We start from the raw sequence: 19,998 nt of genomic DNA on the forward strand, positions 1-19,998 counted from the left end.
ATTGGTAAAGAGGGTTTAGGAGGTTGGATACGCACAACCTGGATGCCTTTCACACAGTGCGTTCCTGAGAGTAAACGGGGCGATTTTATCACTCATTTTGTGGAGACATACCTGGAAAGGATTCCGCTTGACCAAGATGGATTAGTACATGTTCGTATGGTGAAATTAGAAGTCAGTGCGCTCAAGTCATAATCCTCATAACTTGAGGGCAAATGCATTTGAGCAGCAGTTAAGAAACGAGTCGTGCGTCCTTGCAAGTTTGGGAAAGGTAGCAAAGTCATTCCATGTCCAAGAATAGTACGGCTAAACCTGTTCAAAGTGCAGCAATACTACTAAAAACCAAGAAAAAGCCGCTCCTTTAGGACGGGGCTTGTATCCCATTAATTTTGGTCAAAGTTTCGGGCGCGGCTGATTTCTTGTTTGCAATTTCAAGCGGGAATTCAGCAAGCAAGAGGTGATTTATTTTATACCCCTTTATAAATAAGCCTAATGACTCTTGAGAGAAAATTAGTTATGCTGTATGTGCAAGACTCCTATGTTTTCCTAAATTATGAAAGTAGCTAAACTGATTATTCTAGCGTCTCCTGCACTTGTAGCATCTATGCTGCTGTTAGCCAAACCTGCACAAGCATCAATTGTGAAATCTGCACCTGCTCAACCACACCTTGCTTTGGCATCTGAGCAATCACTTTCTGAGTCAGTAACAGCAAATTCCTCTCAAGAGTCTAATCCGATCAAGGATCAAATGGGTTGCAATTGTGCCAGTTGCGCTCAAGCTAGACTTAAGCTACAAGGCAAGTTACCTCTCTCGAACCCTTTATCCAACCATTTATAAATTGTCAAGTAAGAATGTAAAATATGAATTATGAATTTGTCTAAAATTTATAGTTCATATTTTTTATTTCCAATTATTCAATTTTTTTTATTCATTACATATTCATAAGTTTAACAAAAATCTCCCCATTTATTTCATCCCTTTCATTCCCCCACTAAAAAGTTTTTCCTTGTCTGTCCTTATAAACGGGGAGTTGGCGGGGATAAGGAAAAAGGGGGTTTCGCTTATGAAAATTTTTCTATAATTTCCTAAAGATGCATAATATAGCTGGCGAAAACAACCCGTAGAAGCAATATCCGCCATCATTATTATGTTTATGCAAATAAAAGTTGTTATGTCAAAAAAAATACGATTAACCCTACCATTACGTACTGCTCTCGTCGCTCTTAGCATTGGCTTGTTCGGGTGTCAGAATCTGGGTAGTGTAGCCAACACTTCTTCTACTGCGACTGTTTCTGAACTCAACAGTAACCTTCCTAAAGTCGTGGTAACGACAAGCGTATTATGCGACTTAACCAAACAGATTGCACAGGAGACAATTAATCTCACCTGCTTAATTCCCCCTGATACAAATCCCTACCTTTATCAACCAAAACCAGAAGATCGCCAAGCCATTGAGCAAGCTCAATTGATTCTTTTCACTGGGTACAATTTAGAACCTAGTTTGCTCAAGTTAATGAAAGCGAGTAAAAACAGTGTGCCTAAAATTGCAGTTGCTCAACGTGCTGTTCCTCAACCACTAGAGTTTAGAGGAGATGGTAACACAGTACCAGACCCTTACATTTGGCACAATGCTAACAATGGTATCAGGATGGTAGAGGTCATTAGCAGTAACCTGAGTAAAACAATACCAGAAAATGCATCGCTTTACAGCAGCAACGCGCAAAAAGTCAAAAATGAACTCACCAAATTAGATGCTTGGATTAAGTCAAGAATTGGTAGCGTTCCCGTCAAACAACGCGAATTAGTCACAACCCTCGATGCAATGGGTTATTATGCCAAAGCTTACGGTCTTTCATATGCAGCGGCTTCGGAAGGTGTTAGTGATCAGTCTAAACCTACTGCAACCCGAGTAAAAGGACTGACAAGATACATCAAACAATCTGGGGTTCCAACAGTTTTTCTAGAAACAACAAATAACCCTGATTTGATGAAATCTGTCGCCAAAGACACAAAAGTGAAACTGTCAGAAAGAAAGCTATTTGTTGATAACTTAGGTGCGCCAGGAAGCGAAGCGGACACTTATCAAAAAATGATGGTTGCTAATACACGCACAATTGTAGAAGGTTTGGGCGGGACATATCTGATATTTGAGCCAATACTCTCAAAGTAGCCAACACCAATACTAATAACTATTGGAACATTCGGTAATCGGTAATGGTCGATGGGAAACTATCCCACCATTACCATATAAGTATTACGTAATAATACAAATAGTATCAATAACATTAGGTCAACAACATAACATGACTTGCGAGTTGTGTGAAAGAGAAGTGGAACCATTAACGGTTCACCATCTGATTCCTAAGCAGAAAAAGGGTCATCATGGATCGAAGATCAATATCTGTTCTGCCTGCCATAAGCAGATTCACACCCTGTACGATAATACACGCTTAGCACAGGAATTGAACTCGCTGGAGAAGCTAAAAAATGAGCCGCAAATGCACAAATTTCTCTGTTGGGTAAGCAAGCAAGACCTCAACAAACGGGTTAAAGTGCATCGTAGAAGAAGTTAAAGCGGTGGTGCTGGAAGAGGTTTCGCCGGATCTGACATTGGATCTACCCCACCTTGCCCCACTTCAAATTGACTCATCATGTCGTGGTCTTCGTGAACTATGTTGTGGCAATGGTACATGTATCTACCCGTATTGGGTCTAAACTTTCCAATCACCCGTACAGTCTCGTTTTCACCAACATAGAAAACATCCTTCAAACCACGCTCATAAACAAAAGGCTGTTGACCATTACGGTCAAGTATCTGACCATCAATGAGATGAAGGTGCATTGGATGAAACGAGGCATTTGCGGTGTTGTTAAATGTCCATATTTCCACGTCTTCGAGTTGAGGATTTGCATCGACTCGATTTCGATCCCATCCATTGTTGTTGATCACCCACAATTTATCACTACTTCTCTGCTGCACCGTGAAGTTGCGAGTCCGTACAGCTGAAGATTCTGGTATGAATTCAATATTGCGTAGTGTGCTGGGAACAAGGCTGTTATCAGTCTCGGCACGCACCACGTCAAAGCGCATAATTTTATCTGTATCGTTGAAATTATCGTTATTAGGCAGCCCCAGATTTTCCAGTACTACCTGAGTTCCTATAGGATATTTAGAAAAATCGATAATCAAGTCATAACGCTCACCCGTTGCAAGACGCATATCTCTAGTATTTACTGGTGCAGGCATCAATCCCCCATCAGTTCCAATCACAATCAAGTCATCACCAGTACTTAGAGCAAGTCTGTAAGAACGGGAAATTGATGCGTTTAACACCCGAAAACGGTATTTGCGGTTAGCCACTTCCATGCGGGGCCAAGGCACACCATTGACTGTAATCACATCCCCCATTAGGCGCACATGAGCTTGGTCATTAAAAATGAGTGAATTATCAGACGCGAATTGCTTATCCTGAATGATTAAAGGGATATCATAATCATCCTTCGGCAGTGGCAAATTAAGTTCATTGTCATCTTGGACAATGTACATTCCAGCCAACCCCATGTAAACATTTTGGGAAGTTCTACCATGAGCATGGTCGTGGTACCACAAAGTAGCAGCGTTAGTGTTGGGATAGACATAATCCTTGTAGTACCCCGTAGAAACAAAATCCCTAGCGTAGCCATCGTACTGCGGTTGGGATGCCATTCCATGTAAATGGACTGAGGTGTTTACACTAAGAGTCTTGGGAAACCACATAGATAGTCGATTGCTACGTTGTTTGATAGCAATATTATTGATAAACCGCACAACTGATTGTCGATCTTTACGCTGTTTAATTGTCGGTCCCGGAAATATACCGTTATAGCCCCAAATCTCCGTCGTTTGCCCTGGTAGAATCCCTACTTGAGCAGTCTGCATCGTGATTTGGTAGTAATCAGTTGTTGCATCGCTGCGTACAGGACTCAACACTGGTGGTGTGCGGAACCCAAGTGTAAATGGCTGAACTGAGTTATTGACATTCTGAGCGTATCCGCGATACTGAAGTCCTACGGGAAGCATAATAGAACCTCCTGCAAGCGCTGCCATCTTCAGCGCTTGGCGTCTGCTGATTTTTTTCATGCTCAAGTTTTTTGGTTAAGAACCTGTATAAATTTGACTAGTTCAAAAGTATTCACGAATTTATGTAATTATTTCAGAATAAATATACCAAAATATAAATTTTTGTTTCCATTAAAAGTACTAGCTTGGCTAAGATTTTACAAATAACAAGTTTTCATAAAATTTCAATTTTGATCCCTGTTTGAATTTTTACTTCTGTTTATTACAAAAGTAGCGGAAAAAAGTATGCTGTGGTTTCAAAGCCATTTATACAAGTTTTTTCTACAAAAAAAGCTTATTTCTTCTTGGATAAAAACGCTAATGATTGAAAAATATCTAAGAGATACAAATAATATTTTGTAAAGTAAAATCTTGATTGATCATAAATAATCCTACAGCGAAGTAAATAAGTTTAATTTATTTTGATTATTACTTGTTTAAAAAATAAAAAATAACCTTTTTTGCAACCAATGAAGCATCGCCCTGCCCTTACGGGCAACCCTCTCCGAAGTTCGGAGAGAGGTTTTGAACGCAACGCGCGTATTACTCGCCTCCGTAATGACCGTCAGTGACTTTGCCCCGGAAAACAATGTACTGGTAAAGGTTATAGAACAGCATAACGGGAATGAGGAAGCCAATGAAGATAATCATGATCACCAGCGAACTCGGATCAGCAGATGCTTCATAAATGGTGATCTGCGTGGGAATGATATAGGGGAAAACAATTAACCCTAGCCCCAGGAAAGTGACAACGAAAAGAAGAATTGTCCAGACAAAGGGCGCTCTTTCTTCTTTACGATTTAGGCTTTGGAGAAGTTGCCAAATCAGCAGAACTCCCAGTATGGGAATGACAGCAAAGATATAAACGAGGGGTGGCTGAAACAAGCGAGCCCTGACGCTTTCATAAAATATTGGTGTTGTAATTGTGATGAAAATGGCACCAATGAGCGTTGTCAAAGCCGCAATTTTGGCAGTTCTATAGTGAGTTGTTTGCAGCTCGCCTGTCGTTTTCCAAACAAGATAAGTTGAGCCAATGAGGACATATGCTTGAATTAAAGTTAGAGCCACCAGCACTGTTTGCCAGCTCAGCCAATCCCAAGATGTCCCAATAAAGTGACCTGTCTCATCAACTCGAATCCCTTTTAACACAGCACCAAGGGCGAAACCTTGACCGAGTGCGGCGACAAAACTCCCAGCACCAAAGGCGAAATTCCAAAAGAATTTTCGGTTTGCTAGCTCCCGGAACTCAAACGCCACAGCACGAAAGATGAACCCAAACACCATAGTGAGAATTGGGATGTACAGCGCGTTGAGAATTGTGCCATAAGCTAAGGGAAATGCTCCAAAAAGACCCCCAGCCATGAGAACCAGCCAGGTTTCATTGGCATCCCAAATGTTGCTTAAGCTCGTCATCAAGATGCCCCGGCGTTCTTCATCGGAGGAGGTTAGAGATAAGATGCCCACTCCTAAGTCAAATCCATCCAGCATCACATAGAGGAACAAGAACAGAGCTAAAATGACGAACCATACCTGGGGCAGAAAATACTCTAACGTCTCCATACAACCTCTTTGGGTGATGTGCCTTTATTTCCACCTAGCACTAGTAGTTTGTCACATTAATCATGATGGTTGTATAAGTTCGTAGTAAGGACTTTAGTCCTAGACTCCAAGAGCGTAGACGCGAGAGCGGTGAGACAGCGCTGCAGGAGGGTTTCCCGACCTAGGCGACTGCGTTCGCGCAGCGTGTCCGAAGGACATACCCGAAGGGCTTCCCGTAGGGTAGACAGCGCTTACTACGAACCGTTAAAATCAAAATTGATAGACTACTACGCTAGGATGCTTCTCAAAATAACTGACTCTTGACTTTCGTTCATTGTTGTGCTTCTACAGGGCGCTCGTCTGGAACAAACTCACCAGGGGTTGTATTAACGGCGGGTCTGTTGGGTTCAACTCCTGGCACAGGGAGTTCTAGATTAGGACCCCTACGAATAATGCGGCTGCCAAAGTACAAAACCCCAACAAACAAAATGCTGTAGACGACAGCAAAGCTAGTGAGCGAGACTAAGACATTACTTGCAGGTAGATTAGATGCCCCATCAACCGTGCGAATTTGCCCGTAGAGAATCCACGGTTGTCGTCCAACACAACGCACAATCCAGCCTGAGTCTACGGCGATGTATCCTAGAGGAGCTGCAAAGACCCAACCACGCATCAGCCAACGCTGCTGACCAATATTTTCCGCTGAGAGTTTACCTCGCAACCACTGCAAAACGCTCAACAGCATCAATCCCGCGAAGAAAAATCCAATCGCAATCATGGTGCGGAAAGCGTAGTAAATTAAACCAATCATGTGAGGACGGTCTTCTGGTTTCCACTCACTCAATCCGCGTACTGGGTAGGTGAGATTTTTCTTGAATTCCAGAATGTATCCTAGGGCATTGGGAACGGTAATTTCCCAGTCATTTTTCTGTGCTTTATCGTTGGGTATAGCCAGTAAGCTCCAATCTGCTGGCTGTCCTGCGGGTGTTGTCTCCCATTGCGCCTCCATTGCAGCTAGTTTTGAAGGCTGATACTGATAGACTTGTTCTCCACTTAAATGTCCGATATAAATCTGCAATGGAGCAACGGCGATCGCCGCAGCCAAGGCAATCTTCAATGACTTAGAAAAGAAGGCTTCGTGGCGACGGTTGAGAATGTACCAGGCGCTAATCCCACCAATTACAAACAACGAAGTCTCCAATGTGGCAAAGAACATATGGAGAACACTGTTCTTCATAAACGGGTTGGCGATCGCCGCAAAGTAATCATGGACAACAAACTTGCCATTGACAAGTTCCCCACCTGCTGGGGTTTGCATCCAAGAGTTTGCTGTTAGAATCCACAGCGTTGATAAGTTTGCGCCAACTGCAACAAGGATGGTGGAGAGATAGTGAATTATAGGATTGACACGCTCCCAACCAAATAGCATAATGCCAAGGAAGGCAGCTTCTAGCATAAATGCCCAAGAAGCTTCAAACCCAATGACACTGCCAAAAAAGTTGCCAACTGCTTCCGAAAAGCGTGACCAATTGGTGCCAAACTGAAACTCCATTGGAATGCCTGTTGCTACACCAATCCCAAAGTTCAGGACGTAGAACTTAGACCAAAAGCGGGCATGAAGGTAGTAATCAGGGTTACGAGTCTTGAGCCACACTCCTTCAACGATCACCAGGTAAATTCCCATACCAGTGGTTAGCACGGGCCAGAGCATATGAAACAGTGCAGTTAGGGCAAACTGCATACGTGATAGCACAACTGAATCCGACAAAAATTCCACAGCTATCCCCCTATAATTAGGCAAAATCTACGGATAGATTCCCTTGTATAGTATTGCAACAATCCTTGAGGGTGCGTTTTTTGGGAAAGTTTTAAGGTTTGACAAGGCGTAAAAATGAGTTGATGGGTGACGCCCACCATACAGCAAAAACGCTCCTCAAGGTAAACTCAGGGTTAATTTAGCTGCGGATATTCCTGTGGAGTTTGCCTATGCTTATTCTCGATGCTCCTCAAGTTCAAGTCATCGTTGGAGAAAATGCGGTTCCTATTTCTCAATTGCCAAAGGTGTGGCAAGACATTGCTGTAGGAGAGGCTGGTGTTGGACTGGCAAATCCACAGAGTTATGTTGAGATGGCGCAGTTGTTTCAATATAAATTGGAGCAGGGAGACGTTGATTTATTTAACGAACGCCCGGAACTAGCTCACCTCAAACCCGCGTTTCGTGAGTTGTTCGGATTGTTGGCGCAGGAAACACTTGAGTTCTACGGACAAGACTTTAAAATTGAGAGATATCCAGATTTTGAAGCAGTTCTGCGTGAATTGGAGTCAAAGGGAGCAGATTACTCTAACGAAGTGAAGGTCGCTCGCATTGGTCTGGAATTGTTTAATGAGTTTGATTATGAACTTCCCGCCAGCTTTTACCAAGTGCATCTTGCTCCCATTGACCGAGATAGCGTTTTTGAAGAACGAGCTTTACGGTTTGACCCGCGTGATATAGAACACAAGCGCTCTTGGGATGCAGTTCTGCATGCTGGAAAAGTGTTTGCTGTGCAGATGAAGATACAAAGCATTGCTTCCAAGTATGGTTTTACCTATCAACACGGCTGCGGTTGCGAATCCCACTTATCTTCTATTGATCAGTCACTGGGAGTATTTGATTATGAGTTAAATACCGAAAAGCGTGGTCGATGGATTCGCAGTTTCATTTGGACAGCATGGTACGAGTACGCTTTCTTCCCTATCGTACCGAATACTAGATATTTAGTTTGATATCTGCCTGATATTATACCAGCCAGAGACTTAACTCTCTGGCTGATAGCTTAAGTCCACTGTAGTGGACTTAAAATTGTTTTATATCCTCTTGAGAGGACTTTTGCTGTTAGTCTGCGATTTACTCAGGATATGTTGCTGCTGGAATTGGAGTGGCAAGTAACCCCGACGGGTTGTTGAATTTCACATAACCACCATTTCTGTCAAACCAGCCTCTAAAAGCCCAGTTAATCCATCCACCATCGCCTTTATTGGTGAATTCACCACTTTCAAAAGCCCAAATACCGTAAGTGATACTGCCGCCCCAAACTGCTGAACCATAGAATGCAACACCGTTAAATCTGTCATCATATTCTTGGCTCAAATTAAAAACCATCACGTTGTACCGCTGACCTGCGGCATAAAAAGTTGTTTCCATGAGATTTTTTACAAATCCATCACGACCCTGATCAGCGTTGATAGCGGATGCGATTGCTTGAGCAATGCCTAGGACATCCACGCTAACATCTATACCAATAGCCATCTTTTTCTCCTTAAAAAGTTGAGATATGTTGATGAATTGGTTACTCTTGCTCTTGCTTAGTAACCATTCACATTCTTGATAGCTGTAAGTGAAATTAACTTATGCAGGAAATAAGGAGATTAGTGTCAGTATTCTCAATAATTTATCCACGGAAAATCGACATTTTTTAAAAAATGTCGATTTTCCGTGGATACACTTTCCTTATTTATCAAGGATCAGTAAATCGAAAAGTTTTCCCAAAGGGGAGCGTTCGCCATGAACTAGGGCTGTTTTTCGCCTGCTCAAATCACAACACCTGCCCAAGGCTAAAGCGCTTACTACGAACCCCTCAAATTAAAATTGATGACCAGTACTGCGTGGTGCTACCCTTGTCGGGCAGTTTCCAACATCTTATCTTGAAACATGGGGGTGCTGAGGTAACGTTCGCCAAAAGAAGGCTGAATCATCACGATTAAACTACCTGCGTTTTGTAGGCGTTTTGCTACCTGAATCGCTGCATACAAAGCAGCACCAGAGGATATACCGGATAATAAACCTTCTTCCCTGGCTAACCGTCGCCCAAAGGCGATCGCCTGCTCATCGCTGACAGTAATCACTTCATCTATTAAATCGGTGCGCAGAACATCTGGGACAAATCCGGCACCAATACCTTGAATTTTATGTGATCCTGCTTGACCTCCAGAAAGCACGGGGCTGTTACTTGGTTCTACAGCGATCGCCTGAAAACTCGGTTTGCGTGCTTTGAGGACTTCTGCAACTCCGGTAATCGTTCCACCAGTACCCACACCTGCAATAACAATATCCACTTTCCCATCGGTATCTGCCCAAATCTCCTCTGCTGTGGTTTCTCTGTGAATTTTGGGGTTCGCTGGGTTGCGGAATTGTTGCAACATAAAAGCATTGGGAGTATTACCGACGATTTCTTCGGCTTTGCGAATCGCACCCCGCATTCCCTCAAGCCCAGGTGTCAATTCTAAAGCAGCACCATATGCTCGTAGCATAGCGCGTCGTTCCATGCTCATAGTTTCCGGCATTGTCAAAATCAAATCGTAGCCACGCGCCGCCGCCACCATCGCCAGTCCAATTCCTGTATTCCCCGATGTCGGCTCAACTAAAATGCTTTTTCCTGGCTGAATCAGCCCCTCTTCTTCAGCCGCCTTCACCATATTTGCAGCAATACGGTCTTTCACCGAAGCTGCTGGGTTCATTCCTTCCAACTTAACGACATCTTCCCTACACATCCTTCAGCTTGAGGGATTTTGTTTAACTGAACTAAAGGAGTCCGTCCAACCAGTTCTGTAACGTCGCGAGCTATATGCATGAACTATATCCTAAAAAGATGCCTTTTGATCAAGGTATTTCTGTGTAGACTTTACAGCGCTTCTTCTTATGATTACACCACAAATCATAGGGTGTTTTTTGCCCATAAAAGCCTATGTGACCAACATTTGAGAGATTGGTGAGCGAGGAACACTTTACAGATAACTGCTGTCAGTTGTAGCAAGTAAGTACATAAATAGAGATTTTAAAAGTTAACAAAGTTAATTAAAGTTAATTTTAAACGATTTTGAGAAGATGATTAATATTCTGTTATTTTTGAACAAAGTCCTAAATTTTATGACTTTTTCAAAAATATTTATTATTTTACTATATAAATATATAGTAATGCTTTTCTTGAGTACAAGCTTTATCCTTAAATAAATAGCAAAAAAACTTGCTACTACTAAAGTCTAGACAGGTTTTACCTTGAGTACACAAACACCAGAACCCCTCTTGATAAATACTAGTTCCCCAGGGCTGAAAGTTTAGTACCTGTACCCAAAAAAAATCCTAACACTTATCTGGTAAGAATTGTAAGCCTTGAGTACAACCCTAATTAATTTAATAATCTTGATCCAATGCCAATAAATTCTTGTGCGTTGAGACATCTGATATAAAACCTATAGGATTTACGCAGAGATTCCCCTTTACCCCCCAAAATTCGTAGGTGAAAGCCGAGGAATGAGGGACTTCTTAGCCCAACAGACAGTTAGCAGTTGACGGTTAGCAGTTGACAGTTAACAGCGAACAGTTAGCAGTAATAGCTGAATGAAATTCAAACTTGTCCAATTTCTGACAGTTTGTTTAGTTACTGTATTGGTACTTTCTCCAGAGCTAGTGGTATTTAGCATGGTTTGGGAGCGACATATGGAGCTAGTACAAACAAAGAGTTTAGCTTGTGAACTTAACCACAGTTATACAAGTGAAATTGGATTAACTCCTACACAAGATAAATCAGAGCAAGATAGGTCTAACATCCATTCTGCTACAAACTTTGTCAAGCAATCTTTAGCGAACACCGAACAGTACAAAGCTGTCAAGATATTACGATGGTTCTTTTTGTTATTCCCTATTTTTCTGGGAACACTCGTTTTCTTATATGACAGATATCTGGTTTATCGCGCTGCTCTTTTTCAGCAACAAGTAGAAATGTTAGAAAGACTTTGGCAAGGTATTGAACAATAAATTATTAACCATGACTCAACAACGAGAAGATTTGTATTTCAATCTCATTGACCAACTGCTTCGTTGCCCCAATGGTCAAGAGCCAGAAGTTTTAGAAGCTCAACCAGAATTGCTTGATGCTGGTTTTATACAGACAATCATGCAAGTAGCAACTGGATTTGCACACCAAGGTAATCAGGACGGTGCCCAGTTTTTAATCCATGTTGCGCGTGAGCTATCTAAGGAATTGGGATTGTATCCTGATGTTTCAAATAAGGAGTAAATAATGCTACTGACTTCAACTGACGCGGGACAAATAGCGTTAGAATTTTTGATGGCTGAATGGAATGTTTTAGAAGAAAATAGAGAATGGTTTGTCATTGTTAACTCTCGCCTTATTGGTCAAAGTTGGTATATTGTGGAATTGGCTGTCCCAGGATTTCCTGATAGGTGGTATGTCCAAGTTTACGATAACGGGGCGTGCGATCCAGACTATACATTTCTTTCACCCAGCCGTGCTTCAGACGGATATATTGACCTTAAGGAATTGCCAAGCCTGGTAGCGGAAGTGTTGGTATCAGAGCGTAATGTCCGATAAAAAATGACACTTCAAAAATTTAAATGTAATCGAGATGTGCAAAATTGCACATTATTGAAAAGAGTCTTTTGGGAAAAATCAAGTAACAATATTACTTAATTTTTGCTTTTAGATAGCTAAAAGTGTAGGGTGGGCATTGCTCACCCTACAAGCGGTTAATATGTGATTTTTAAGTGAAGTAATTTCAAGTATAATTGGGTTTATAAAAAACAGTAAAAGCTGTTTTTATTCCTAAATATTAATCTTAATTATCTAATAAATTAGGGAAAGTTGTACTAGAAGCATAATAAAATTATGCTATATTTAATAGTGTGGCAATCCCTACAAAAATATCTTTTGTCATGATTAGTGAAGACATCCTAGCAAAAGAATTCATGAGGGTCGTCAATCACTATTACCCAAAAGTAGGGGAATTACTAGACGGCTGTTATGTGAAAGTTATCTCCTCTTACTGGGGACGACCTCCTAAACGCTTGCAATACATAGGAATTTATTGCTCTGAGGAAATAATGCCTTATGTGCAAGCTCATAAAGAAGTTTTAAGAGAGATAGCAGAAAATATGGGGCTAGTTCAGGTAGTCTTCCTGAATGCAACACGACTGCTGCGCGATCCAATGTCAAAAATCAAGCACATATATCCGCGCCTGTGGTTAGATTTGCACTTGGTCAGAACCTAAGAATAATAGTGAACGCAACTTCCTCGCTTATTAACCCTTAATCTAAAGGGGCTTGTATGAAAAATAGATCCTTTCTTCCTCCAGATGATTTGCCTTCAAGTGAGGCAACGCAAGTTGATAAAATACTGCGATCGCAACTGGAACATTCGACTGGCAGATGCTTTTTTGAAGCGTGCGACCAAATTACGCGAGCATTGTTATCTAGCTGTCAGTGGTATGTCACGACCGATGATGGTGCTTTAATGCTGGTTATCGACTGTCCTGACATCGTCACTTACTGGCATATAGTCAGCAATATTCCACCAATTGGCAATAGGCTGGAACGGTTTGCTAGTAGCGCCAAAATCCGCGTTTACCCTCCATTTGGCAAGGGGACGCCGTTTGAAATCAGCGTCAATGAAATTTCGGCTTATCGAGATTGGCTATAAAAGTCTTCAATGACCGATTATCTGTGATCACAGATGAAGCGCTAATACCAGTTCTCTATAAACTTGCACTTAATACATATTCTTCTGTCCCTTGGCGTTCTTGGCTTCTTGGCGGTTCGTTTCCTATGCGGTTCGTTTCCTATACCGCTTCTTTGTGTTGAGTGCAATATATTAAGCAATAAGAACCACAGATGGACACAGATGGACACAGATAATTTATCCGCGTGCATCTGCGGTTCTTACAGCAGTTTTCACGTATTTGAACCACACTGTAGGGGCACAGCAATGCTGTGCCCCTACAGCAAATGTGGTCTATTTACCTGAAAATAGCTGTAATATTCATTAATCCTAATTTTGCAAAAAGTGTCATGAGCAAGTTGAGGGCTTGTATCACTTGAGATAAAGATTACGGAATCATCGCTACCTTAATAACCTTACGCTCCCTCATATCACAAAATACCTGTTCTAAATCCTGCAATGCACGGTGTTCGCTAATCAGCAACTCAAAGGGAATCTTCCTACTTGTAAGCAGTGACAGCGCCGCCCGGACATATTCAGGAGTATTGTGAAACACTCCTTTAAGGGTAAGTTCGCTGTAGTGTAGTTGTTCTGTATTAACAGTAATAGTCGTATCTCGCGGACATCCGCCAAATAGGTTAACGGTTGCACCGGGACGGGCGCAAGCAATCGCTGTTTCCCAAACACTCGGTACACCGGTTGCTTCTATCACAACATCTGCACCCCATCCTTGTGTCAGTTCTTTGACGAAACTAGGAAGATCCGGCAATTGACGGTAATTAAAGGTTTTTGCCGCGCCTAATTTTTCCCCAATTTCTAGTCTTTGGTCATTCCCGCCAAACAGCAACACCTCAGCTTTGAGATCATGAGCCAACTTTGCGACAAACATCAGTCCAATCGCCCCATCTCCCAACACGACCACGCAATCACCTGCTTTGACGTTGGAACGGGCTACCCCATGCAGCACACAAGCTAGAGGTTCTGTCATTGCTGCCAATTCATACGGCAAGTCATCAGGAATTGGCAACATATTCTGTTGCACAATCGGCGCGGGAATTTTCAAGTATTGGGCAAAAGTCCCGTTATTCCATGTCAAATTTGGACAAAGAGAGTATTCTTGGCGTTGACAAAAAAAACACTTCATGCATGGTGCAGAATTATTTGCCACCACGCGCTGACCCACCTGCCAAGCCGTAACACCTTCTCCTACGGCTACAATTTCGCCAGCAGCTTCATGACCAAACAAAGTTGGCGGTTTGAGCATTTTAGCATGACCGCCGCGACGCCAAACTTTCAAGTCAGTACCGCAAGTCGTCGCTGCTCCCACCTTTATAACAACTTCACCCACACCGGGAGTTGGATCAGCGACTTGTTCTAAACTTAAATTTTCTTTGCCGTAAAGTAAGGCTGCTAGCACAGCTTATGACCAGTAATGAACTCCACCTGATTTTACCAGGTGGAGTTGGAAACTTTTTATTGGTTAATCAGTCTTAAATTCTAAAGACCTAGGATTTGACTGCTGGTTGAGGAACAACTGCCGTGCTTCTTGCTTCTGCGTTGGGCATACGACTCACACTTAACAATGGCACTTCTTGCCAGCAGGTTTTACAAAACCAGTAGAATTCACCATGACGGACATGACGCAACAGAGAACCACCGCAACAGGGACAACTGTTGGAGTTCAGACTCATATTTATGTCCTCCTTTTGAAAACTTGTTGATTATAGATACACTAAAAAAGTTGTTGATTAAAATTGGATTCTAGCGGCATGAATGCGACCGTTTGAATTGATGCGGTCTTTGATGATTTTTCCATAAACCGCCTCGTACCCATCAACCATTTGGATAACGCTAAACTTGTTCTCTATATATTCTCGGCAAGTTTGACGATTGAGTTGCAAAGCTCGTGGAATCATTGCCGCCATTTCATCGAAGCTTTGGCACACAAAACCTGAGACTCCGTGGGCAATCACCTCGGATACGGAACCTAAATTCATGGCAATGACTGGTGTACCAGTTGCCATTGATTCAATCATCACTAACCCAAAGGGTTCTTGCCAGGTTATTGGGAAGAGGGTGATAGCAGCATTGCCCAGCAGTTCAACTTTTTCGGCGTGGTTAATTTCACCTAGGTATTGAATTTGCTTACCATCAATGTGTGGGGCAATCTCTTGTTCAAAAAACTTAGAGTCTACTACATCAACTTTTCCTGCCATTTTGAGACGCCAACCAGTTTGCTTGGCAATGGCGATCGCGTGTTGCGGTCCCTTTTCCGGCGAAAAGCGTCCTAAGAATGCCAAATATGGGGCTTCTTGAGGTTGGGCGACAAAAGAGTAATCTTCTGGATTAATCCCGTTGTAGACCGTGCCAACATAGTTGAGGTTTATTTCACGCTGTGCGTTACTAATGCTGACGTATGGTTGCTTTTGGTGGTGGGTATATACGTTACGGTTGTCTGTTGTAAATCTGCCGTGCAGGGTATGCACTGTGGGTGTTGGCACAAAACTCGCCAAGGGTAACGCCGAAATTCCCAAATGGGAGTGGATAATATCGAATTCGTCTGCTAGCTGATAAACTTGGCTGAGTTCCAGCATTTCGTACACTGTATACTCTTTGACGTTCGGGTCTAAGCGCAATGCACGAGGATAAACTGCTTCTAACCTAGCCAATGTTTGCGAATCACCAGATGCGAACAAAGTGACATCATGACCTCGACGCACTAGTTCATCGGTCAAGCGACTCACGACTAGCTCTATTCCTCCGTATGTAGGAGGCGGAACTCGTTCCCATAAGGGGGCTACTTGAGCGATTTTCATAAGTTGTTTTGGTTCAGCAGGTGTAAATAGTCCTGTCGCTAGGACTGACATCTGATGACGGTAGAGCATTTGTACCTAATCATCATGATTATTAAGTTAACTCGACTCACTCAAGCGAGCGCAATTTCGGTTAACCGTACCCTGACATAGCCACAGATTCATTTCACACCACTTATTGTAATGACTACACAGGGAATATAGTTTTAGATTACTCTTTAATAAGATAGCTATTCATCTATCTTGGGGATCATAATAATTCAAACATTTTGTAACAAAAAGTACCAAAATATCAGAATGGGATCAATTTTTGAGAGGGTTGCAGGAAGGGGAGAAAATAATTAATGACTACTGAAGACTGACTCATATGAAAATTGCTACTTGGAATGTCAACTCGATTCGCACTCGTCTTGGACACGTTGTTGATTGGTTGAGTCAAAATCACGTTGATGTCCTGTGTATGCAAGAAACGAAAGTTGTAGATGAGAAATTTCCCTGTGCTGCCTTCGAGCAACTGGGCTACCATCTTTATCTATCAGGACAAAAAGCTTACAACGGTGTTGCCATAGCAAGCCGTGAACCACTAGAGGATGTTAGCTGTGGTTTTACACCTATTTTGTTAGACGTGCAGCCAGATTGGGATGAGCAAAAACGGGTGATCACAGGTGTGATTGACGGTATCAGAATTGTCAATCTTTACGTCCCCAATGGTTCCGCTGTGGGGAGCGAGAAATATGAATACAAGCTGGGTTGGTTAACACTGCTGCAAAAGTATTTGCGATCGCTTCTTTTATCCTCACCTGCTATCTGTATGTGTGGAGACTTTAACATTGCTCTAGAAGAGAAAGATATTCATAATAGTGTGAGTAGTGAAAATCACATCATGGCATCACAAGCAGAGCGCCAAGCGTTACGAGATATTCTCTTATTAGGATTTGCTGATGCTTTTCGCAAATTTACCTCTGAAGGCGGACACTACAGTTGGTGGGACTATCGAGCCGTATCTTTTCGGCGTAACTTGGGTTGGCGTATTGACCATCACTATCTCACACCCGAGTTATATGAGCGTGCTAAAAGCTGCACTATTGATGTAGCTCCCAGAAAGTTAGCTCAACCGAGCGATCATACGCCAGTGATTGTTGAATTCTAGAATTTAGTTATTCGTCATTAGTCATTGTAGAGACGCGCTCTCATGAAAGCGTCTGTTAAAAACTTTGGACTATTGACTCATCCACAATCCAAAATCCAAAATCGATATGTTTCTAGTCACTGGAGCCACTGGGGGAATAGGTCGCAGAGTTGTGCGACTTCTACGCGAACGGGAAAAGGAGGTACGCGCATTTGTCCGCCTCACCTCGCGCTACGGCGAGTTAGAACACCGAGGAGCTAACATCTTCATTGGTGATTTGCGCCAAGAAAGGGATATTCAAAAAGCTTGTCAGGGCGTACAGTACATTATCAGCACTCATGGTTCCGATGGTGATGCCCTATCTTTAGACTATCGCGCTAACATCGAACTCATAGACTCCGCAAAAGCAAATGGAGTAGAACACTTTGTCTTTATTTCCGTGCTAGGAGCAGACCGGGGATACGAAGATGCTCCTGTATTTAAGGCAAAACGAGCAGTAGAGCGATACCTGGAAACTAGTGGCTTAAACTACACTATTTTACGCCCAGCTGGATTAGCATCGAACTTGCTGCCATTGGCAGAACGATTTCGAGAAACGGGGTTGTACCTGCTCGTTGGCGATCCCAAAAACCGTACCTCTATTGTGAGTACAGATGATTTGGCAAGGATAGTGATAGATTCTGTGACAGTAGCAGCCGCTCGCAATCAGATATTCCCAGTCGGAGGACCAGAGATTTTATCGCGAGAGGATATTCCCAAAATTTTTGGTCGCATTTTTAACAAAGAGCCGGTGGTGATTAACCCGCCACTATTCGCTGTAGATGCAGTGCGGGGTACATTAGGTTTTTTCAATCCCCAAGCACAAAAAGCTTTGGGAACGTTTCGTACACTACTGAAGAACGAATTTTTCTGTACAAATCAGGAAATTGCCCAATTGGAGGCTATTTTCAATTTTCAGTTAGAAACATTAGAAAATTTCTTGCGACGTTACCTAGCAGTTTAAATGGGGAATGGGTAATGGCGACTGGGGATTAGTGATTGAGAAATCCCTAATCCCCAATCCCTAATTCCTAGTCCCTAATCTAAAATCCAAATCTAAAATATTATGAAATATTCCCTAGCTGCAAATGCTGCTCAAGCACGTAAAACAAAACAGCGATTCGCAAAACCTGATGAACATTTATCTTATGAACTGGGTAAGGCGGTACAGGAATTGCCGCCTTTGTATAGTAGATTGTTAGCGGGAACAGTGAGTGCTGTGGTATTGGGGACGATCGCCTGGGCAAATTTTTCGCTGATTGATGAAGTGGCGACAGCACCAGGGGAGTTAATTGCTGCTACACAAGTACGACCAGTGACATCGATAGGTAACGGGACAATTGTCACGGTAAATGTCAAAGAAGGCGATCGCGTACTCAAAGGTCAACCTCTGGTTAAACGTGACCCAGACTTGCAACAAGTCGATGTTGCTCGCTTAGCCACATCTGCTAAATTGATTCAGGAAGATTTACGGCGTTTGGATGCAGAACGCACAGGCGCTCAAGCTGGTGGCACACAACTTCAAGATGAACTGCTAAACTCTCGTTTACGAGACTATCAAGCGCGTCAAGCCGCAGCCCAAGCCGAATCAAATCGCCAACAAGCGCTGATTAACCAAGCGAAAGTACGCCTGACTCGGTTGCAAGAAAATCTAGTAAATGCAAGAACTAGCCTTGCCAACGCCAAAACGAACCAGCTCAACGCCCAAAATATTCGGACTAAAGTTGAAAACGGCTTAGCAATTGCTCAAAAAAGAGAACAAAGCCTAAAAACCCTCGTCACTCCCGGTGCTATACCTCGACTCGATTACCTAGACGCCCAAGAAAGACTCAATCGTGTGACTGCGGAAATCACCAGGGCAAATGATGAGGTGACAAACTCCCAGAATAAGGTCACAGAAGCTCAAGACAAAGTCACATCCTTAGAAAAGGATATTGCTGCTCAAGCTCAAGAAATTCGCCAAGTCGAAGAAGCATATCAAGCAGCTCGCACTCAAGCACAACGTCTGGAATCAGAGCGTCAAAGTGAAATTATCACCCAGATTAACAAACGCAAAGAAGAACTGACCACCATTCAAGGTCAGCTTGAACAAGCACGCAAGCAGCAAGACAAGGAAACTATCAAAGCTCCAGTGTCAGGTACTATCTACAGAATCAAAGCAACAAAAGGACCAGTGCAAGCAGGCGAAGAATTACTATCCATCTTACCAGAAGGCGAAGAACTTCTCTTAGAGGTGAAAGTCCTTAACCGGGATATTGGTTTTATTCAGGAGGGAATGCAGGCAAAGGTGAAACTGGCGACCTTTCCTTTCCAAGAATTTGGCACTATTCAGGGCGAGGTGGTGCAAGTCAGTCCAAATGCTACTCTTGATAAAGAAATGGGCTTAGTTTTTCCCACCCGAATTAAGCTGAACAAACATTCAATATTGGTGCGCGGTCAAGAAGTCGGCTTTACTCCTGGAATGGCTGCTAATGGTGAGATTGTCACTCGCAGGAAATCAGTTTTGACATTCTTAATTGAGCCGATTACTCGTCGCTTTAGTGAGGCATTTTCTGTGAGGTAGGTTTAGGGGCAATGCTCACCAAAACCCAGATATAACCCAATACGGTTCAGTTAAAAATTCTTGGTGATAGCGTAAGCATGGCATGAATGTGCCATAGATTGTACACGTGTAGAACTTTCGGATGCAACGTCTCTACATTGATGTGTTCATAATGGTTTTGGTCTTATCACCAAGCGTATTGATGAGATATAACTCAGATATAATGGGCATTGCCCAACGCCCTTCGGGTATCTCCTCTGGAGAGGCTGCGCCAACGCCAGTTGCCTCTGTCGGGAGACCCTCCTGCAGCGCTGGTCTCACCAGATGCTTCTCAAAAGCCCAGAC

Annotated in this window: 21 protein-coding genes and 1 pseudogene; 13 read left to right on the forward strand and 9 right to left on the reverse strand. The window is 42.8% G+C overall.

Translation table 11 applies throughout. From position 1 onward, the window contains the following. From V5G28_RS18145 to V5G28_RS18160, 4 genes are all read left to right on the forward strand, one after another. A partial coding sequence (locus V5G28_RS18145; protein ID WP_332987265.1) for a hypothetical protein occupies positions 1-192 on the forward strand: 192 nt, incomplete at its 5' end. Between the two features lie 358 nt (positions 193-550). Continuing rightward, the gene (locus V5G28_RS18150) at positions 551-835 is read left to right on the forward strand and encodes a hypothetical protein (protein WP_096569409.1); all 285 of its coding nucleotides are present in this window, start codon (positions 551-553) and stop codon (positions 833-835) included. Between the two features lie 334 nt (positions 836-1,169). Then, a complete protein-coding gene (locus tag V5G28_RS18155) occupies positions 1,170-2,168 on the forward strand; it encodes a metal ABC transporter solute-binding protein, Zn/Mn family (RefSeq protein ID WP_332987266.1) in 999 nt (332 codons plus the stop codon). Positions 2,169-2,301: 133 nt separating this feature from the next. Further along, on the forward strand, positions 2,302-2,571 hold the full coding sequence (locus V5G28_RS18160; protein ID WP_332987267.1) for an HNH endonuclease: 270 nt from the start codon (positions 2,302-2,304) through the stop codon (positions 2,569-2,571). Here the strand turns inward: V5G28_RS18160 and V5G28_RS18165 are convergent. The 3 genes from V5G28_RS18165 to V5G28_RS18175 all read right to left on the reverse strand — a co-directional run bounded on the left by V5G28_RS18165 (position 2,568) and on the right by V5G28_RS18175 (position 7,413). After that, positions 2,568-4,118 carry a multicopper oxidase family protein gene (locus V5G28_RS18165; protein WP_332987268.1) on the reverse strand — a complete coding sequence of 517 codons (1,551 nt, stop codon included), beginning with the start codon at positions 4,116-4,118 and terminating at the stop codon, positions 2,568-2,570. The two genes, V5G28_RS18160 and V5G28_RS18165, sit on opposite strands and share 4 nt — an antisense overlap. Before the next feature lie 522 nt (positions 4,119-4,640). Continuing rightward, a complete protein-coding gene (cydB, locus tag V5G28_RS18170; RefSeq protein ID WP_332987269.1) occupies positions 4,641-5,657 on the reverse strand; it encodes a cytochrome d ubiquinol oxidase subunit II in 1,017 nt (338 codons plus the stop codon). A 310-nt stretch (positions 5,658-5,967) separates the two neighbouring features. Beyond that, positions 5,968-7,413, reverse strand: coding sequence for a cytochrome ubiquinol oxidase subunit I (locus V5G28_RS18175; protein WP_332987270.1), 1,446 nt, complete (start codon positions 7,411-7,413; stop codon positions 5,968-5,970). Between the two features lie 209 nt (positions 7,414-7,622). Between V5G28_RS18175 and V5G28_RS18180 the strand changes: the two genes are divergently transcribed. Continuing rightward, positions 7,623-8,402, forward strand: a complete 780-nt coding sequence (locus V5G28_RS18180; RefSeq protein WP_332987271.1) for a hypothetical protein — start codon at positions 7,623-7,625, stop codon at positions 8,400-8,402. A gap of 121 nt (positions 8,403-8,523) precedes the next feature. Here V5G28_RS18180 and V5G28_RS18185 read toward each other — a convergent pair whose 3' ends face one another. Together V5G28_RS18185 and cysK are read right to left on the reverse strand one after the other, a co-directional pair. Further along, positions 8,524-8,925 (reverse strand): hypothetical protein, encoded by a 402-nt coding sequence (locus tag V5G28_RS18185; protein ID WP_332987272.1) that lies wholly within the window; start codon positions 8,923-8,925, stop codon positions 8,524-8,526. Between the two features lie 362 nt (positions 8,926-9,287). After that, positions 9,288-10,246, reverse strand: a pseudogene (gene cysK / locus V5G28_RS18190) (cysteine synthase A). 767 nt (positions 10,247-11,013) lie between these two features. Here cysK and V5G28_RS18195 point away from each other — a divergent pair. The 5 genes from V5G28_RS18195 to V5G28_RS18215 all read left to right on the forward strand — a co-directional run bounded on the left by V5G28_RS18195 (position 11,014) and on the right by V5G28_RS18215 (position 13,112). Continuing rightward, positions 11,014-11,430 (forward strand): hypothetical protein, encoded by a 417-nt coding sequence (locus V5G28_RS18195; protein ID WP_332987274.1) that lies wholly within the window; start codon positions 11,014-11,016, stop codon positions 11,428-11,430. A 10-nt stretch (positions 11,431-11,440) separates the two neighbouring features. Continuing rightward, positions 11,441-11,692 (forward strand): hypothetical protein, encoded by a 252-nt coding sequence (locus V5G28_RS18200; RefSeq protein WP_096569433.1) that lies wholly within the window; start codon positions 11,441-11,443, stop codon positions 11,690-11,692. A 3-nt stretch (positions 11,693-11,695) separates the two neighbouring features. Continuing rightward, positions 11,696-12,007, forward strand: coding sequence for a hypothetical protein (locus V5G28_RS18205; RefSeq protein WP_096569436.1), 312 nt, complete (start codon positions 11,696-11,698; stop codon positions 12,005-12,007). 341 nt (positions 12,008-12,348) lie between these two features. After that, on the forward strand, positions 12,349-12,684 hold the full coding sequence (locus tag V5G28_RS18210; RefSeq protein WP_041037274.1) for a hypothetical protein: 336 nt from the start codon (positions 12,349-12,351) through the stop codon (positions 12,682-12,684). Between the two features lie 56 nt (positions 12,685-12,740). After that, a complete protein-coding gene (locus V5G28_RS18215) occupies positions 12,741-13,112 on the forward strand; it encodes a hypothetical protein (protein WP_332987275.1) in 372 nt (123 codons plus the stop codon). Positions 13,113-13,518: 406 nt separating this feature from the next. Here V5G28_RS18215 and V5G28_RS18220 read toward each other — a convergent pair whose 3' ends face one another. The 3 genes from V5G28_RS18220 to V5G28_RS18230 form a co-directional block, all read right to left on the reverse strand. After that, positions 13,519-14,547 (reverse strand): zinc-dependent alcohol dehydrogenase, encoded by a 1,029-nt coding sequence (locus V5G28_RS18220; protein WP_332987276.1) that lies wholly within the window; start codon positions 14,545-14,547, stop codon positions 13,519-13,521. 88 nt (positions 14,548-14,635) lie between these two features. Beyond that, positions 14,636-14,821, reverse strand: coding sequence for a hypothetical protein (locus tag V5G28_RS18225; RefSeq protein ID WP_332987277.1), 186 nt, complete (start codon positions 14,819-14,821; stop codon positions 14,636-14,638). Between the two features lie 57 nt (positions 14,822-14,878). Beyond that, a complete protein-coding gene (locus V5G28_RS18230) occupies positions 14,879-15,946 on the reverse strand; it encodes a glycosyltransferase family 4 protein (RefSeq protein ID WP_332987359.1) in 1,068 nt (355 codons plus the stop codon). A gap of 364 nt (positions 15,947-16,310) precedes the next feature. Here V5G28_RS18230 and xth point away from each other — a divergent pair, with 364 nt between their 5' ends. From xth to V5G28_RS18245, 3 genes are all read left to right on the forward strand, one after another. Beyond that, the gene (gene xth, locus V5G28_RS18235; protein ID WP_332987278.1) at positions 16,311-17,093 is read left to right on the forward strand and encodes an exodeoxyribonuclease III; all 783 of its coding nucleotides are present in this window, start codon (positions 16,311-16,313) and stop codon (positions 17,091-17,093) included. Positions 17,094-17,199: 106 nt separating this feature from the next. Continuing rightward, positions 17,200-18,075, forward strand: coding sequence for an SDR family oxidoreductase (locus V5G28_RS18240; RefSeq protein ID WP_332987279.1), 876 nt, complete (start codon positions 17,200-17,202; stop codon positions 18,073-18,075). A gap of 102 nt (positions 18,076-18,177) precedes the next feature. Continuing rightward, on the forward strand, positions 18,178-19,674 hold the full coding sequence (locus V5G28_RS18245) for an HlyD family efflux transporter periplasmic adaptor subunit (protein ID WP_096569454.1): 1,497 nt from the start codon (positions 18,178-18,180) through the stop codon (positions 19,672-19,674). 132 nt (positions 19,675-19,806) lie between these two features. On the opposite strand, the gene V5G28_RS18250 is transcribed toward V5G28_RS18245, so the two are convergent. After that, positions 19,807-19,974 carry a hypothetical protein gene (locus V5G28_RS18250; RefSeq protein WP_332987280.1) on the reverse strand — a complete coding sequence of 56 codons (168 nt, stop codon included), beginning with the start codon at positions 19,972-19,974 and terminating at the stop codon, positions 19,807-19,809. Positions 19,975-19,998 lie beyond the last annotated feature (24 nt).

The organism is Scytonema sp. PRP1, from assembly GCF_036697665.2.
Taxonomy (GTDB): domain Bacteria; phylum Cyanobacteriota; class Cyanobacteriia; order Cyanobacteriales; family Nostocaceae; genus Kalymmatonema; species Kalymmatonema gypsitolerans.

Excerpts from the sequence above, each read along its gene's own strand:
- xth (WP_332987278.1), top strand. The coding sequence starts at position 16,311 with ATGAAAATTGCTACTTGGAATGTCAACTCGATTCGCACTCGTCTTGGA.
- V5G28_RS18185 (WP_332987272.1), bottom strand. The coding sequence starts at position 8,925 with ATGGCTATTGGTATAGATGTTAGCGTGGATGTCCTAGGCATTGCTCAA.
- V5G28_RS18215 (WP_332987275.1), top strand. The coding sequence starts at position 12,741 with ATGAAAAATAGATCCTTTCTTCCTCCAGATGATTTGCCTTCAAGTGAG.
- V5G28_RS18230 (WP_332987359.1), bottom strand. The coding sequence starts at position 15,946 with ATGAAAATCGCTCAAGTAGCCCCCTTATGGGAACGAGTTCCGCCTCCT.
- cydB (WP_332987269.1), bottom strand. The coding sequence starts at position 5,657 with ATGGAGACGTTAGAGTATTTTCTGCCCCAGGTATGGTTCGTCATTTTA.
- V5G28_RS18180 (WP_332987271.1), top strand. The coding sequence starts at position 7,623 with ATGCTTATTCTCGATGCTCCTCAAGTTCAAGTCATCGTTGGAGAAAAT.
- V5G28_RS18200 (WP_096569433.1), top strand. The coding sequence starts at position 11,441 with ATGACTCAACAACGAGAAGATTTGTATTTCAATCTCATTGACCAACTG.
- V5G28_RS18160 (WP_332987267.1), top strand. The coding sequence starts at position 2,302 with ATGACTTGCGAGTTGTGTGAAAGAGAAGTGGAACCATTAACGGTTCAC.
- V5G28_RS18210 (WP_041037274.1), top strand. The coding sequence starts at position 12,349 with ATGATTAGTGAAGACATCCTAGCAAAAGAATTCATGAGGGTCGTCAAT.
- V5G28_RS18195 (WP_332987274.1), top strand. The coding sequence starts at position 11,014 with ATGAAATTCAAACTTGTCCAATTTCTGACAGTTTGTTTAGTTACTGTA.
- V5G28_RS18240 (WP_332987279.1), top strand. The coding sequence starts at position 17,200 with ATGTTTCTAGTCACTGGAGCCACTGGGGGAATAGGTCGCAGAGTTGTG.
- V5G28_RS18225 (WP_332987277.1), bottom strand. The coding sequence starts at position 14,821 with ATGAGTCTGAACTCCAACAGTTGTCCCTGTTGCGGTGGTTCTCTGTTG.
- V5G28_RS18205 (WP_096569436.1), top strand. The coding sequence starts at position 11,696 with ATGCTACTGACTTCAACTGACGCGGGACAAATAGCGTTAGAATTTTTG.
- V5G28_RS18155 (WP_332987266.1), top strand. The coding sequence starts at position 1,170 with ATGTCAAAAAAAATACGATTAACCCTACCATTACGTACTGCTCTCGTC.
- V5G28_RS18150 (WP_096569409.1), top strand. The coding sequence starts at position 551 with ATGAAAGTAGCTAAACTGATTATTCTAGCGTCTCCTGCACTTGTAGCA.
- V5G28_RS18165 (WP_332987268.1), bottom strand. The coding sequence starts at position 4,118 with ATGAAAAAAATCAGCAGACGCCAAGCGCTGAAGATGGCAGCGCTTGCA.
- V5G28_RS18245 (WP_096569454.1), top strand. The coding sequence starts at position 18,178 with ATGAAATATTCCCTAGCTGCAAATGCTGCTCAAGCACGTAAAACAAAA.